Annotated in this window: 16 protein-coding genes; 11 read left to right on the top strand and 5 right to left on the bottom strand. The window is 61.6% G+C overall.

Annotated elements, in window-relative coordinates:
- Positions 1–52 precede the first annotated feature (52 nt).
- The 3 genes from ACR0J1_RS01190 (at position 53) to ACR0J1_RS01180 (ending at position 2,865) form a co-directional block, all read left to right on the top strand.
- Positions 53–871, top strand: coding sequence for a ferritin-like domain-containing protein (locus ACR0J1_RS01190; RefSeq protein ID WP_480730409.1), 819 nt, complete (start codon positions 53–55; stop codon positions 869–871).
- Between the two features lie 178 nt (positions 872–1,049).
- Positions 1,050–2,375 (top strand): DUF5930 domain-containing protein, encoded by a 1,326-nt coding sequence (locus ACR0J1_RS01185; protein ID WP_480730055.1) that lies wholly within the window; start codon positions 1,050–1,052, stop codon positions 2,373–2,375.
- Positions 2,365–2,865, top strand: coding sequence for a bactofilin family protein (locus tag ACR0J1_RS01180; RefSeq protein ID WP_480528792.1), 501 nt, complete (start codon positions 2,365–2,367; stop codon positions 2,863–2,865). Before ACR0J1_RS01185 ends, ACR0J1_RS01180 begins: the two co-directional genes overlap by 11 nt.
- A 74-nt stretch (positions 2,866–2,939) precedes the next feature.
- Here ACR0J1_RS01180 and ACR0J1_RS01175 read toward each other — a convergent pair whose 3' ends face one another.
- Positions 2,940–3,722 carry a hypothetical protein gene (locus ACR0J1_RS01175; protein ID WP_480730056.1) on the bottom strand — a complete coding sequence of 261 codons (783 nt, stop codon included), beginning with the start codon at positions 3,720–3,722 and terminating at the stop codon, positions 2,940–2,942.
- A gap of 153 nt (positions 3,723–3,875) precedes the next feature.
- On the opposite strand from ACR0J1_RS01175, the gene aqpZ reads away from it, so the two are divergent.
- On the top strand, positions 3,876–4,562 hold the full coding sequence (gene aqpZ, locus ACR0J1_RS01170) for an aquaporin Z (protein WP_480730058.1): 687 nt from the start codon (positions 3,876–3,878) through the stop codon (positions 4,560–4,562).
- 47 nt (positions 4,563–4,609) lie between these two features.
- On the opposite strand, the gene ACR0J1_RS01165 is transcribed toward aqpZ, so the two are convergent.
- Positions 4,610–5,158, bottom strand: coding sequence for a peptidylprolyl isomerase (locus tag ACR0J1_RS01165; RefSeq protein WP_480730059.1), 549 nt, complete (start codon positions 5,156–5,158; stop codon positions 4,610–4,612).
- Positions 5,151–5,657: a peptidylprolyl isomerase gene (locus ACR0J1_RS01160; protein WP_170396522.1), complete on the bottom strand. Its 507-nt coding sequence runs from the start codon at positions 5,655–5,657 to the stop codon at positions 5,151–5,153. The genes ACR0J1_RS01165 and ACR0J1_RS01160 overlap by 8 nt, the downstream gene beginning before the upstream one ends.
- 136 nt (positions 5,658–5,793) lie before the next feature.
- Between ACR0J1_RS01160 and ACR0J1_RS01155 the strand changes: the two genes are divergently transcribed.
- The 6 genes from ACR0J1_RS01155 to ACR0J1_RS01130 all read left to right on the top strand — a co-directional run bounded on the left by ACR0J1_RS01155 (position 5,794) and on the right by ACR0J1_RS01130 (position 11,663).
- Positions 5,794–6,984 carry a phosphoglycerate kinase gene (locus ACR0J1_RS01155; protein WP_480730061.1) on the top strand — a complete coding sequence of 397 codons (1,191 nt, stop codon included), beginning with the start codon at positions 5,794–5,796 and terminating at the stop codon, positions 6,982–6,984.
- A 122-nt stretch (positions 6,985–7,106) separates the two neighbouring features.
- Positions 7,107–7,406 (top strand): FtsB family cell division protein, encoded by a 300-nt coding sequence (locus ACR0J1_RS01150; RefSeq protein ID WP_480730062.1) that lies wholly within the window; start codon positions 7,107–7,109, stop codon positions 7,404–7,406.
- Positions 7,407–7,579: 173 nt separating this feature from the next.
- On the top strand, positions 7,580–8,569 hold the full coding sequence (gene pdhA, locus ACR0J1_RS01145) for a pyruvate dehydrogenase (acetyl-transferring) E1 component subunit alpha (protein ID WP_480730063.1): 990 nt from the start codon (positions 7,580–7,582) through the stop codon (positions 8,567–8,569).
- Positions 8,570–8,584: 15 nt separating this feature from the next.
- The gene (locus tag ACR0J1_RS01140; RefSeq protein ID WP_480730064.1) at positions 8,585–9,955 is read left to right on the top strand and encodes a pyruvate dehydrogenase complex E1 component subunit beta; all 1,371 of its coding nucleotides are present in this window, start codon (positions 8,585–8,587) and stop codon (positions 9,953–9,955) included.
- A 14-nt stretch (positions 9,956–9,969) separates the two neighbouring features.
- Positions 9,970–11,271, top strand: a complete 1,302-nt coding sequence (locus tag ACR0J1_RS01135; RefSeq protein ID WP_480730065.1) for a pyruvate dehydrogenase complex dihydrolipoamide acetyltransferase — start codon at positions 9,970–9,972, stop codon at positions 11,269–11,271.
- A 149-nt stretch (positions 11,272–11,420) separates the two neighbouring features.
- The gene (locus ACR0J1_RS01130; RefSeq protein WP_480730067.1) at positions 11,421–11,663 is read left to right on the top strand and encodes a hypothetical protein; all 243 of its coding nucleotides are present in this window, start codon (positions 11,421–11,423) and stop codon (positions 11,661–11,663) included.
- 7 nt (positions 11,664–11,670) lie between these two features.
- On the opposite strand, the gene cysE is transcribed toward ACR0J1_RS01130, so the two are convergent.
- On the bottom strand, positions 11,671–12,480 hold the full coding sequence (cysE, locus tag ACR0J1_RS01125) for a serine O-acetyltransferase (protein WP_480730069.1): 810 nt from the start codon (positions 12,478–12,480) through the stop codon (positions 11,671–11,673).
- Between the two features lie 84 nt (positions 12,481–12,564).
- Here cysE and ACR0J1_RS01120 point away from each other — a divergent pair, with 84 nt between their 5' ends.
- Positions 12,565–12,903, top strand: a complete 339-nt coding sequence (locus ACR0J1_RS01120; RefSeq protein WP_480730070.1) for a TraR/DksA family transcriptional regulator — start codon at positions 12,565–12,567, stop codon at positions 12,901–12,903.
- Here ACR0J1_RS01120 and ACR0J1_RS01115 read toward each other — a convergent pair.
- A complete protein-coding gene (locus tag ACR0J1_RS01115; protein ID WP_480730071.1) occupies positions 12,884–13,180 on the bottom strand; it encodes a DUF7742 family protein in 297 nt (98 codons plus the stop codon). The two genes, ACR0J1_RS01120 and ACR0J1_RS01115, sit on opposite strands and share 20 nt — an antisense overlap.
- Positions 13,181–13,188 lie beyond the last annotated feature (8 nt).

Genomic DNA, 13,188 nt, shown 5'->3' with positions numbered 1-13,188 from the left:
GCGCGCGGATGCAGCGTAAGGGGGGCAAACCGTGGCAAAAACACTGACCCAGATGGCGACCGAGGTTCTGACCACGGCGGATGGGCGCGCCAAAACCGCGCTGTCCAAACGCCACGCCGCCGCATGGTTCGCATCCCGCAAGGCCGAGGCTGAGGCGATCGAGATCGGTACCGCCGAACCTCCGCTTAGCCCGGCGCGTCCGGATAAGCCCGATCTGCTATCGCCGCGCGACGTCCCGCGCCGCAGGCCGGGGTCCGAGGCCGGGCGCATCGCCTTGCTACACGCGGTCGCCCATATCGAGTTAAACGCGGTGGACCTGCACTGGGACATCATCGCCCGCTTCGGCCACGTCCCCATGCCCATCGGATTCTACGACGACTGGGTCAAATGCGCTGAAGAAGAATCGCGACATTTCGAGATGGTCAGCGATTGCCTGGAACAGATGAACAGCCATTACGGCGCCCTGCCCGCCCATGCCGGAATGTGGCGCGCCGCCGAAGATACGGCTGAGGACCTGATGGGCCGCCTCGCCGTGGTGCCCATGGTGTTGGAAGCGCGCGGGCTGGACGTCACCCCCGGCATGATCGACATCTTCCGCAAGGCCAAGGCGGATGACGCCGTGGCCGCGCTTGAGGTGATCTATGCCGAAGAGGTCGGTCATGTCGCCTATGGCTCGAAATGGTTCCACTTTCTGTGCGGGCGCGAAAATGCGGACCCGAAGGATGTGTTCCACACGCTGGTGCGCCGCTATTTCCACAGCACCCTGAAACCGCCCTTCAACGAGGAAAAGCGCGCCGAGGCCGGATTGCCGCCCGATTTCTACTGGCCGCTGACCGAGGACCTGCCACCACCCGGGGTTGTGTCAGACTGACATTAAACGCGCAATTTCGGCAAATTCCCGCCGATCACGTGCGGGAAATCTCCTCCCGGGGCCATTGACTGGTTAACAAACTTGCCCGATTGGCCCGACCGCTTTATGCAGTCGCCCCAAGGAGCGGCGACACACTCACGACCGGCTCCGGGATATGGGGACAATTGAGGTAGGACGCGTGCGCACACGCCTTGCAATCAAACTGCACTCACTGCTCGAGCGGCACTTTCCTGAACGCCGGGTCTTTCTGAAATCCGACAATGACACACGGTTCATTCGGCTGAGTTCCGAGACTCAGATCGCAGCCGTCGCCGGTGTCGCCGCGATGGTCGCGTGGACCGCGATTGCCACGTCGATCCTGCTGATGGACAGCATCGGATCGGGCAATTTCCGGGAACAGGCCAAGCGCGATCAAGCCACCTATCAGGAACGGCTGAACATCCTGTCGACCGAACGCGACGCCCGCGCCGCCGAGGCGCTGGCCGCCCATGACCGGTTCAATGCAGCGCTGGAACAGATCTCGGTCATGCAGTCGGAGCTTCTGGAATCGGAAAACCGCCGCCGCGAGCTGGAAACCGGGATCGAGGTCATCCAGACCACCCTGCGTGCAACCATGAAACAGCGCGAAGAGGCCCGCACCGAACTGGCGGACCTGCAGCAATCCACCGGCGACGACGGCGCGTACATGATGGCCTCGGCCAATCCGGCGCAGATGGCGTTCATGACTGACGCGCTGGCCCGCACCGCCGCGCAGCGCGATCAGATCGCCGCCGATGCGCAGGGCGCGCTGAACCAGCGCGACGAGCTGGAACTGGAAATCCGCCTGATGCAGGAGCACAGCGAAGAGATTTTCCGCCAGCTGGAAGAGGCGATGGTGATCTCGGTCGAGCCGCTGGACAAGATGTTCCGACAGGCCGGAATGCCCACAGACCACATCCTCGAAGAGGTCCGGCGCGGATATAGCGGCATGGGCGGTCCGCTGACCCCTTTATCCTTCAGCACACGCGGTGAGGAACTGACCCCCGACCAAATCCGCGCCAATATCCTGCTGGAACAGATGGACCAGTTGAACCTCTATCGCATCGCTGCCGAAAAGGCCCCCTTCGCCAGCCCGGTGCGTGCAGCGGTTCGGTTCACCAGCGGATACGGCACCCGCCGCGACCCCAAGACCGGCGGACGCCGCATGCATAACGGCGCGGATTTCGCCGGAGCGCAGGGCACCGATATCTTCTCTACTGCCGACGGCGTGGTCACGCATGCGGGCTGGCAATCGGGCTTTGGACGGCTGGTAAAAATCAAGCACGCCTTCGGGATTGAGACACTTTACGCTCATAACACCAAGATACGCGTAAAGGTTGGTCAAAGGGTCTCGCGCGGGGATCATATTGCTGATATGGGTAGCACCGGACGGTCCACCGGCACGCACCTGCACTATGAGGTGCGCGTGAACGGGAAACCTGTAAATCCAATGACTTACATCAAGGCTGCGAGAAATGTTTTCTAAGAGCAAAATCAACGAACCCGGATCGAAAGAGCCTGAGGCAGCAAAACCCGCCGCTCCGGCCACTCCGGCGGCCCCTGCACCGGCTGAAACCAAGGCCAGCACCCCGCCCAAACCCAAGCCGCCCGCATCGGTCCTGTCGTCCGATCTGCATATCACCGGCAACCTAAAGACCTCGGGCGATATCCAGGTCGAAGGCACCGTCGAAGGCGACATCCGCGCCCATCTGCTGACCATCGGCGAAACCGCCACCATCAAGGGCGAAGTCACCGCCGATGACGTTGTGGTCAATGGCCGCATCGTGGGCCGTGTCCGCGGCCTGAAGGTCCGCCTGACCTCGACCGCACGGGTCGAAGGCGACATCATCCATAAGACCATCGCCATCGAAAGCGGTGCGCATTTCGAAGGCTCGGTGCAGCGTCAGGACGACCCGCTGAACCCGGGCCGCAGCGCCAAGCCCGCTGGCAACCCGGCTGCGGAAGTGAAGAAATAATCCGCCCCCCCGGATTTCGGAAACCAACGCCGCAGCCCGCGCTGCGGCGTTTTTCTTTGCCTACGCCGCAGCCCCTAAGCGGACGGCTGGTTCCAGCTTGCGTTTGCCTCAATCACCGCCGCAACCGCCAGCGCCTTTTCTGACAGATCAGGCGGCGTATCATCCGCAAAGGCCAACTGCTGCAACCTGCGATACATCGCGCGAGAGGTGTAAAAATCGAACACCTCGGTGCGCGCCGGGCTTTCCCAGAAGGCGGTCATCCAGACCGACTCGCGCCCCGGTACGCGCCCCGCACACCAATCCCTCCAGAACCGGTGGGCCAGAACCGCGCTGCGCTGCGCCGCCACCTGATCCAGCAGATCCTGCAACGGCCAACCAGCCAGCGCAAACATGCACAATACATCGTCAAGCGCCTCGTCCATATCATCCGTAAGGGCGCGGTTGAGGTACAGGCGCTGGAACCGGTCAAGAACGCTCCATTCTTCGACAGACCAGTTCGCGGCAACGCCAGTGGCGAACCGGTTCAGACTGACCTCGGGGCCGGTATTGCTGACATCCTCGCCATAGGCCAGAATCTCCAGCACGCGCGGCAGAAGATAACCCCATGTCGCTTTGGCGATCCCGTTGGGGTCGTAGGCCGCAAAGTACCAGTCCTGAACATAGCTCAGTGGTAGATCGCCGATCCGAGGGTTGAAGAAGTCTGCCTCGATATCGGCATCCATGCAGCATCCCTCGCACACCTCGATGCTTTGAGGTTTGGGATACGCGAAGACGCGATAGGCCTCTTGCACAAGCTCGTAAAACGGCTCGCCCACCGCGACCTTTGGAATGAAAGGCTGTTTGCGTTCTTGCGCCATACGGACCCGCCGAAAACTGAAGAGGGTCCCTCAGGTCTACCCCCGCGCCCTGTATCTGGCAAACCGATCGCCTGAAACGGGTCGCAAACTTCAATTTCACAAAAATTGATTTCTGAATTACACTCCACCCCATTGTTTTCCGGAGGAGATTTCATGTCATCAAAACTCATGGCCGAGTTTTTCGGCACGTTCTGGCTGGTACTGGGCGGCTGCGGCAGCGCGGTACTGGCGGCAGGTGTGGCCGATGTGGGCATCGGCTGGCTGGGTGTTTCGTTTGCATTTGGCCTGACGGTTCTGACCATGGCCTATGCGGTCGGGCATATCTCGGGCGGGCATTTCAACCCTGCGGTCAGTCTGGGCCTGATGATCGGAGGGCGGTTCGACGCCAAAGACCTGATCCCCTACTGGATTGCGCAGGTGATCGGCGCGATTGCCGCCGCTGCGGTGCTGTATCTGATCGTCAGCGGCGCGCCGGGCTTTGAAGGCGTGGGCGGTTTTGCCTCGAACGGATATGGCGAGGCGTCGCCCGAAGGATACTCACTAATGTCGGCGCTGATCATCGAGATCGTGATGACGGCGTTCTTCATCATCATCATCCTGGGCGCGACGTCTAATTTTGCGCCTGAAGGGTTTGCGCCTATCGCCATCGGCCTCGGGCTGACCCTGATCCACCTGATCTCGATCCCGGTGACGAACACATCCGTCAACCCGGCGCGGTCGACCGGCGTTGCCCTGTTTGCTGACGGTCCGGCGCTGGCGCAGTTGTGGCTGTTCTGGGTGGCCCCGCTGATCGGTGCTGCAATCGGAGCGGTGATCTGGCGGGCCATGGGCGACGACTAAGCCCACGACAAAGGCCCCGGTGCAATCCGCACCGGGGTCCTGTTTGTTCACTCGGTCACAGTGACCTTTTTCATCGCATCCGGCTGGCCGATGACCGCGCCATTCGGCCCGTCGCCGCGCTTGATCGCATCGACCACATCCATCCCGTCCGTGACCTGACCGACCACGGTGTACTGGCCGTTCAGGAACGGCCCCGGTGCAAACATGATGAAGAATTGCGAGTTGGCACTGTCGGGATCCTGCGCACGCGCCATACCGACCACACCCCGGTCATAGTTATAGTCCGAGAACTCGGCAGGCAGATCGGGGCGGTCCGACCCGCCGGTGCCCGCACGGCGCATATCCGCGCCCAGACGACCATGTTCGACATCGCCGGTCTGCGCCATGAAGCCGTCGATCACGCGGTGGAACACCACGCCATCATACTGACCGGCGGCAGCCAGCGCGGTGATCTGTTCGACATGCTGCGGTGCGAGGTCCTCGAACAGGTCGACGGTGACGGTACCGTTGGCGCCCTCACCTTCAATTTCGATCTCTAGACCCGTGGCCAGCGCAGGGCTGGCCAGCAGAGCGAATGCGGCGGCCAGCTTATGCATCGGCGGCCACCTTGACGCTGATCATGCGGTCGGGGCTCGCAGGCGGCTCACCGCGTACGATGGCGTCCACATGCTCCATCCCGTCGATGACGCGGCCATAGACGGTGTACTGACCGTTCAGGAAATGGTTGTCCTTGAAGTTGATGAAGAACTGCGAGTTGGCCGAATCCGGGTTGGCCGAGCGTGCCGCGCCCAGCGTGCCGCGATCATGGGGCAGTTTCGAGAACTCGGCCGGGACATTCGGCAACGACGAACCGCCGGTGCCCGCCATGCGGATGTTGAACCCGTCTTCCATATCGCCATGCTGCACATCGCCGGTCTGCGCCATAAACCCGTCGATGACCCGGTGGAACGCGACATTGTCATACTCGCCACCACGCGCCAGTTCCTTCATGCGGGCCGAATGCTGAGGGGCCACGTCCGGCAGCAGTTCGATCACGACGTTGCCGTCCTTCAGCTCGATGATGATCGTGTTTTCGGGGTCTTTGATCTCGGCCATCTGGCCCTCCTGTCTTTGAAACTTGCGCAAATACCTAAGACGCGAGGGCACGAATGCCAAGTGACGCATTGACCTGAAGGCAAAATGCAGGAAAAGAACCGCCTGAAACTGGATGCAATGGGCAAGGATAGGCGCGATGGGCTGGAAATCTCTGGACGATATGGATCTGAACGGCAAACGGGTTCTGGTGCGCGTGGATATCAACGTGCCCGTCGCAGATGGCGTGGTCACAGATGACACCCGCATCCAGCGCATTGTGCCCACCGTGCGCGATATCCTCGCCGCAGGTGGCAAGCCGATCCTGCTGGCCCATTTCGGGCGCCCAAAAGGCGAACGCATTGCTGAGATGTCCCTCAAGCAACTGGTGCCCGCGCTTGAAGCTGCATTCGGTGTACCAGTGCGCTTTGCCGAGGATTGCGTCGGACCCGACGCCGAAGCCGCTGCCACATCGCTGGGCGATGGCGAAGTTCTGCTGCTGGAAAACACCCGCTTCCACGCCGAGGAAACCAAGAACAGCGTGTCGCTCGCGGAAGGCATGGCGAAACTGGGTGACGCCTATTGCAACGACGCTTTCTCAGCCGCCCACCGCGCCCACAGCTCGACCGAGGCACTGGCCCGCCTGCTGCCCGCCTGCGCCGGTCGCTTGATGCAGCAAGAGCTGAGCGCACTGGAAGCCGCTTTGGGCGCGCCCAAACGCCCCGTCACAGCTGTAGTTGGCGGCGCGAAGGTATCGACCAAACTGGACCTGCTGGGCAACTTGATCGAGAAGGTTGATTATCTGGTGATCGGTGGCGGCATGGCCAACACCTTCCTTGTGGCCAAGGGGATCGACGTTGGCAAATCATTGGCCGAACACGCGATGACGGACACCGCAGCCGAAATCCTCGGCAAAGCCGAAAGCACCGGCTGCACCATCGTCCTTCCGCGTGACATCGTTGTGGCCGAGGCATTCGAGGCCAACGCGCCAAATCAGGTTCTGCCCGCAGATCAATGCCCCGCCGACGCGATGATCCTGGACGCAGGTCCCGAAAGCGTCGCCGCCGTATCCGAGTTCTTGGAGAAAAGCCAGACCCTGATCTGGAATGGCCCGCTGGGCGCGTTCGAGCTCACCCCGTTCGACGCGGCCACCAACGCCGCCGCCCTCAAAGCAGCCGCGTTGACACGTGATGGCAAGCTGACCTCGGTCGCGGGCGGAGGCGACACGGTCGCGGCACTGAATGCATCCGGCGCGGCAGCGAATTTCTCGTATATCTCGACCGCGGGGGGCGCATTCCTGGAATGGATGGAAGGCAAAACCCTGCCGGGTGTGGCCGCACTGGATCAATAAACAGCCCAGCGCAGCTTTTTGCGAACAGGGGATTCACAAGGCGAATCACCTGTGACATAGTGCGTTCAGATGCCCGCAAAGGGCACGTTTCTGAGGCAGTTTGTTATACGGCGGTTAACACAGTGACCCGTTCCCATCGCCCCGGTCTGGGCGCATTCATCTTCTTCTCGATCGCCTTCATGCTGGGGGTCTATTTCACCTTTGCCGCCGTGCAGGGGGATTATGGCCTGTTTCGCCGTGTCGAGATTGCCGCCGAACGCGACGCCCTGTCCCGTGACCTGGCGCAGTTGAACACCGAGATCGACCGGATGGAGAACCTGACCCGCCGCCTGTCCGACACCTATCTGGACCTTGATCTGCTGGACCAGCAGGCGCGCTCGGTGCTTGGCATGATCCGCGCCGACGAAATCGTCATCCGCTGACAAGATTTTTCGACGAAAAATCTCGGCACCGTTCCGCCCATGAAATAAGCGTCTCCCCATCGAATGGAGCGCGCCCTGCCCCCGCGTCACTTTTACCCTCGCCAGATGAAGTGAAATGCCTTAGAAGATAGTTTAACGCTAAACTATCTTGCCGAAAGGGGGAGATCGCCACAATGGCTGCGCGAAAAACCACAAAGAAACCAAACGTTTCTGCGGAAGAACTGACTACATACTACCGCGAGATGCTGCTGATCCGCCGATTCGAAGAAAAGGCGGGCCAGCTTTACGGTATGGGTCTGATCGGCGGGTTCTGCCACCTTTACATCGGTCAAGAGGCGGTTGTCGTCGGTCTCGAGGCCGCGGCGAAAGAGGGTGATAAACGCATCACCTCTTATCGCGACCACGGCCACATGCTGGCTTGCGGCATGGATCCGGGCGGCGTCATGGCTGAACTCACCGGGCGCGAGGGCGGCCTGTCCAAGGGCAAAGGCGGCTCGATGCATATGTTCTCGAAAGAGAAGCATTTCTACGGTGGCCACGGCATCGTCGGCGCGCAGGTGCCACTAGGTGCGGGTCTGGCCTTCGCCGACAAGTACAAAGAGAACGGCGGCGTCACCTTCACCTATTTCGGCGACGGTGCGGCGAACCAGGGTCAGGTCTATGAGACCTTCAACATGGCCGCCCTCTGGGATCTGCCAGTCGTCTTCGTGATCGAGAACAACCAATATGCGATGGGCACGGCGCAGGCGCGCTCAACCTCCTCGCCTGACATCTATGTCCGGGGCGAGGCATTCGGCATCCCCGGCGAGATCGTCAACGGCATGGACGTGCTGGCGGTCAAAGCCGCGGGCGAAAAAGCCGTCGCACACTGCCGCGCAGGCAAGGGTCCTTACATCCTCGAGGTCAAGACCTATCGCTACCGCGGCCACTCGATGTCCGACCCGGCCAAGTACCGCACCCGCGAAGAGGTTCAGAAGGTCCGCGAACAAAGCGACCCGATCGAACACGTGCGCGAGCTGCTTTTGACCGGCAAACATGCGACCGAAGATGACCTGAAAGCGATCGACAAAGAGATCAAAGAGATCGTCAATCAGGCCGCCGAATTCTCAAAAGAAAGCCCCGAGCCGTCGCTGGACGAGCTCTGGACAGATATCTACGCCTGAGAGGACGATTAAGACATGGCAACCGAAATTCTCATGCCCGCCCTTTCGCCCACGATGGAAGAAGGCACCCTGGCCAAATGGCTGGTCAAGGAAGGCGACACCGTATCCTCGGGCGACATCATGGCCGAGATTGAAACCGACAAGGCCACGATGGAGTTTGAGGCCGTCGATGAAGGCATCGTCGGCAAGATCCTGATCGCTGAAGGCACCGAAGGCGTCAAGGTGAACACCCCTATCGCTGTTCTGGTCGAAGAAGGCGAAGACGCCTCAGCCCTGCCCGCGGCTGCGCCGGCAGCCGCAGCGGTGACCGAGGCCGCCCCTGCGGCGGTTGAGGCCCCCGCTCCTGCCGCCGCCCCGGCCGCTCCGGTGGTGGACCTGTCGCCAGACTGGCCTGCGGATGCCGAGATGGCGCAGCAGACGGTCCGCGAAGCCCTGCGCGACGCCATGGCCGAAGAAATGCGTGGCGATGAAGACGTCTACCTGATGGGCGAAGAAGTCGCCGAATATCAGGGCGCGTATAAGATCTCCCAAGGTCTGCTGGACGAGTTCGGCGGCAAACGCGTGATCGACACTCCAATCACCGAGCACGGCTTTGCCGGCATCGCGGTTGGTTCGGCCTTTGGCGGTCTGAAACCAATCGTGGAATTCATGACCTTCAACTTCGCCATGCAGGCGATTGACCAGATCATCAACTCTGCAGCCAAGACACTCTATATGTCCGGTGGTCAGATGGGCTGCCCCATCGTGTTCCGTGGCCCCAACGGTGCCGCCGCCCGCGTCGCCGCTCAGCACTCGCAGGATTACGCCGCGTGGTACATGCAGATCCCCGGCCTGAAAGTCGTCATGCCCTACTCGGCCGCCGACGCCAAAGGCCTGCTGAAATCGGCGATCCGCGACCCCAACCCTGTGGTCTTCCTGGAAAACGAAATCCTCTACGGTCGCTCCTTCGACGTGCCGCAGGTAGATGATCTGACCGTACCGCTGGGCAAGGCCCGCATCTGGCGCGAAGGCTCGGATGTAACCATCGTCAGTTTTGGCATCGGCATGCAATACGCGCTAGAAGCCGCTGACAAGCTGGCCGAAGACGGCATCAGCGCCGAGGTGATCGACCTGCGCACCATCCGCCCGATGGACACTGGCGCAATCATCAACTCGGTGATGAAAACCAACCGTCTGGTGACCGTCGAAGAAGGCTGGCCGCAAGGCTCGGTCGGCAGCTACATCAGCTCGGTCGTGATGCAAGAGGCGTTCGATTACCTCGACGCGCCGGTCATCACGCTGACCGGCAAGGATGTTCCGATGCCCTATGCCGCGAACCTCGAAAAGCTGGCCTTGATCACCACCGATGAGGTGATCGCCGCCGTCAAACAAGTGACCTACCGGTAAGGAGCGACAGACAGATGCCCACCGAAATTCTGATGCCCGCCCTTTCGCCCACGATGGAGGAAGGCACGCTTGCCAAATGGCTGGTCAAAGAGGGCGACACCGTCTCGTCCGGCGACCTGCTGGCCGAGATCGAAACCGACAAGGCCACGATGGAGTTCGAAGCCGTTGACGAAGGCACCATTGGCAAGATCCTGATCCCGGAAGGTTCTGAGGGGGTCAAGGTCAACACCGCGATTGCGGTTCTGCTGGAAGACGGCGAAAGCGCCGATGACATCGGCACCGCGCCTGCCGCAGCCCCCGCGGCGGCACCCGCAGCCGCCGCAGGCAACGAGGCTGCCGCGCCAGCGGCGTCCGAGGCGCCTGCCCCTGCTCCGGCAGCACCGGCCAAGGCCGATGGCGGTCGTATCTTCGCCTCACCCCTGGCCCGCCGGATTGCCGCACAAAAGGGTCTCGATCTGGCGCAGATCGCCGGCTCGGGCCCGCATGGCCGTATCGTCAAAGCGGATGTTGAAGGCGCAACTGCAACCGCTCCGGCCCCTGCCGCAGCACCTGCAGCCGCCGCTCCGGCAGCTGCAGCACCGGTTGGCCCATCCGCAGACGCCGTCGCCAAGATGTACGAAGGTCGCGACTACGAAGAGGTCAAGCTGGACGGCATGCGCAAAACCATTGCCGCGCGCCTTAGCGAGGCCAAGCAGACCATCCCGCATTTCTACCTGCGCCGCGATATCAAGCTGGACGCGCTGCTCAAGTTCCGCAGCCAGTTGAACAAGCAGTTGGAAGGCCGGGGCGTCAAGCTCAGCGTCAACGACTTCATCATCAAGGCCGTTGCCAACGCACTGCAGCAGGTCCCCGAATGCAATGCCGTCTGGGCGGGCGACCGGGTTCTGCAACTGAAACCTTCAGACGTGGCCGTTGCGGTCGCCATCGAAGGCGGGCTGTTCACCCCGGTGCTGCAGGACGCGGACACCAAGTCTCTGTCCGCTCTGTCGACCGAGATGAAGGATCTCGCCGGGCGCGCCCGCGAGCGCAAGCTGGCCCCGCATGAATATCAGGGCGGGACGTTTGCAGTCTCGAACCTGGGCATGTTCGGCATCGACAATTTCGACGCCATCGTGAACCCGCCGCACGCCGGTATCCTTGCCGTCGGCACCGGCCTCAAGAAACCGGTCGTAGGCGAGGACGGAGAGCTAACGGTTGCCACCGTGATGTCCGTGACAATGTCGGTTGATCACCGGGTCATCGACGGCGCGTTGGGTGCACAACTGCTGCAAGCCATCGTGGAAAACCTCGAAAACCCGATGGTCATGTTGGCCTAATCAAACATCACCCGCCGGGGTCAGGCCCCGGCGGGTACTCTCACGATCACCGCCACGATGTGAGCAAGCGTGATCGCCCGGCTGGTTGCCCAAGCAATCGCATTCCCCCACCTTTGTTGCAGACGGTTTTGCAAACCCGGAGGTGGACCATGCGTTTTTCAGATCTGACCAAAACCCTGCTGTTGGTGACCCTGACCGCGACTACGCTGCCCGCCGTGGCAACAGCAAAGCCCAACAGCTATCCCGGCGAAAATTCCAAATTCAAATCCACCGATCCCGCCGTCATCGCACGGCAGAATGCCGAACGCGAGCGGCGCATCGAACTGCGGAAACAACGGCGCGAGGAACGCAGGCGTGCGCGTCAGGAGCGGCGCAACAACCGCTCGAACTGATTCAGGATTACTGGTCCTTGCCCAGCATGTGGTCCATCGAGATCGACGGTTGATCACAGCCCGCCTCGCCCACGATCTTGGCCGGAATACCGGCCACAGTCGTGCAGGCGGGGACCTCTTGCAGCACCACCGAACCGGCAGCGATACGGCTGCAATGGCCCACCTCGATATTACCCAGAACCTTGGCCCCGGCACCAATCAGAACGCCGTCGCCAATCGTCGGATGGCGCTGTTCCTCTTCCTTACCGGTTCCACCCAGCGTCACCGAATGCAGCATCGAGACATTGTCGCCGACAACCGCCGTCTCACCGATCACGATGGAATGGGCGTGGTCGATCATGATCCCCTTGCCGATCTTCGCGGCTGGGTGAATGTCGATCCCGAAAATCTCGGACGACCGCATCTGGAAGAAATAGGCCAGATCATGCCGCCCCTTTTGCCAGAGCCAATGCGCCACGCGATAGGCCTGCATCGCCTGATAGCCTTTGAAATACAGGATCGGCTGCAACAACCGATGGCAGGCCGGGTCACGCTCATAGACCGCCATCAGGTCGGCGCGGGCCGCCTCGATCAGCGATTTGTCACCGGCATAGGCCTCGTCCACGATCTCGCGCAGCACCATCATCGACATCTCGTTCGAGCACAGCTTGGCCGCGACGCGATAAGACAGCGCCCTCTCAAGGCTGCGGTGGTGCAGGATACAGGCGTGCACTAACCCACCCATCAGCGGCTCTTGCTCGACTGCTGCGTGGGCCTCGGATGTGATGCGATCCCAGACCGGATCGACAGGGGTGACTTGGCTGCGCGTTTCAAACATGGCTTTGATCCTTTGCTCCGCCTAGAATGCCATCTAGTCGTAAAAACGCCAAACGCAAACCCCTGATGTGCCCAACAACAAAAAATGAACGCTGACGATCTGAACCATTTCAAACAGTTGATCCACAAACGCCTGAGCGAGATCGAGGCCCAATCCGCCTCGGGGCAAGAGGCGCAGTCGGTTGTTGAGCTGGACCAGCAAGCCGTCGGTCGGCTCAGCCGGATGGACGCGCTGCAAAATCAGGCGATGGCCAAGGCGCAACAGGCCCGGCGGGATACCGAAACCCGGCGTCTTCGGGCCGCTCTGGCCCGCTTGAACGCGGATGAGTTCGGATATTGCGAGGATTGCGGCGATGATATCGCGCCTGGTCGGCTGGAACTGGATCTGGCCGCCACCAAATGCGTCAGCTGTGCCTCTGGCTAGTCTGGAACCGGATCAGATGGCGCAGAACGATCTCAAAACACTGGCAATACTGCAGATCGTCGAACCCCGGCTCGTCCGGCAGGGCGCGGCTGCGCGCGACCGCCATCAGCGATCCGTTTCCATAAAGCGGGTGGAGACGCCCGGTTGCCCGGGCATGGCGATCCGCCAGTTCCGCCTCGGCGATCATCCGAGCGCATAACCGATCCCGTTCCAGCGACGGCACGGCCAGTAAAGCCCGCGCCGCCGCGCTGATATCGCCGTGCAGGAAGGGGCGCATCGGTGCGC

Source organism: Ruegeria sp. CJ3, from assembly GCF_056536725.1.
The sequence above is the reverse complement of the archived record's forward strand: the minus strand, read 5'-3'. Positions and strand labels throughout refer to the sequence as shown.

Excerpts from the sequence above, each read along its gene's own strand:
- ACR0J1_RS01190 (WP_480730409.1), top strand. The coding sequence starts at position 53 with ATGGCGACCGAGGTTCTGACCACGGCGGATGGGCGCGCCAAAACCGCG.
- ACR0J1_RS01180 (WP_480528792.1), top strand. The coding sequence starts at position 2,365 with ATGTTTTCTAAGAGCAAAATCAACGAACCCGGATCGAAAGAGCCTGAG.
- ACR0J1_RS01175 (WP_480730056.1), bottom strand. The coding sequence starts at position 3,722 with ATGGCGCAAGAACGCAAACAGCCTTTCATTCCAAAGGTCGCGGTGGGC.
- aqpZ (WP_480730058.1), top strand. The coding sequence starts at position 3,876 with ATGTCATCAAAACTCATGGCCGAGTTTTTCGGCACGTTCTGGCTGGTA.
- ACR0J1_RS01165 (WP_480730059.1), bottom strand. The coding sequence starts at position 5,158 with ATGCATAAGCTGGCCGCCGCATTCGCTCTGCTGGCCAGCCCTGCGCTG.
- ACR0J1_RS01160 (WP_170396522.1), bottom strand. The coding sequence starts at position 5,657 with ATGGCCGAGATCAAAGACCCCGAAAACACGATCATCATCGAGCTGAAG.
- ACR0J1_RS01155 (WP_480730061.1), top strand. The coding sequence starts at position 5,794 with ATGGGCTGGAAATCTCTGGACGATATGGATCTGAACGGCAAACGGGTT.
- pdhA (WP_480730063.1), top strand. The coding sequence starts at position 7,580 with ATGGCTGCGCGAAAAACCACAAAGAAACCAAACGTTTCTGCGGAAGAA.
- ACR0J1_RS01140 (WP_480730064.1), top strand. The coding sequence starts at position 8,585 with ATGGCAACCGAAATTCTCATGCCCGCCCTTTCGCCCACGATGGAAGAA.
- ACR0J1_RS01135 (WP_480730065.1), top strand. The coding sequence starts at position 9,970 with ATGCCCACCGAAATTCTGATGCCCGCCCTTTCGCCCACGATGGAGGAA.
- ACR0J1_RS01130 (WP_480730067.1), top strand. The coding sequence starts at position 11,421 with ATGCGTTTTTCAGATCTGACCAAAACCCTGCTGTTGGTGACCCTGACC.
- cysE (WP_480730069.1), bottom strand. The coding sequence starts at position 12,480 with ATGTTTGAAACGCGCAGCCAAGTCACCCCTGTCGATCCGGTCTGGGAT.
- ACR0J1_RS01120 (WP_480730070.1), top strand. The coding sequence starts at position 12,565 with ATGAACGCTGACGATCTGAACCATTTCAAACAGTTGATCCACAAACGC.
- ACR0J1_RS01115 (WP_480730071.1), bottom strand. The coding sequence starts at position 13,180 with ATGCGCCCCTTCCTGCACGGCGATATCAGCGCGGCGGCGCGGGCTTTA.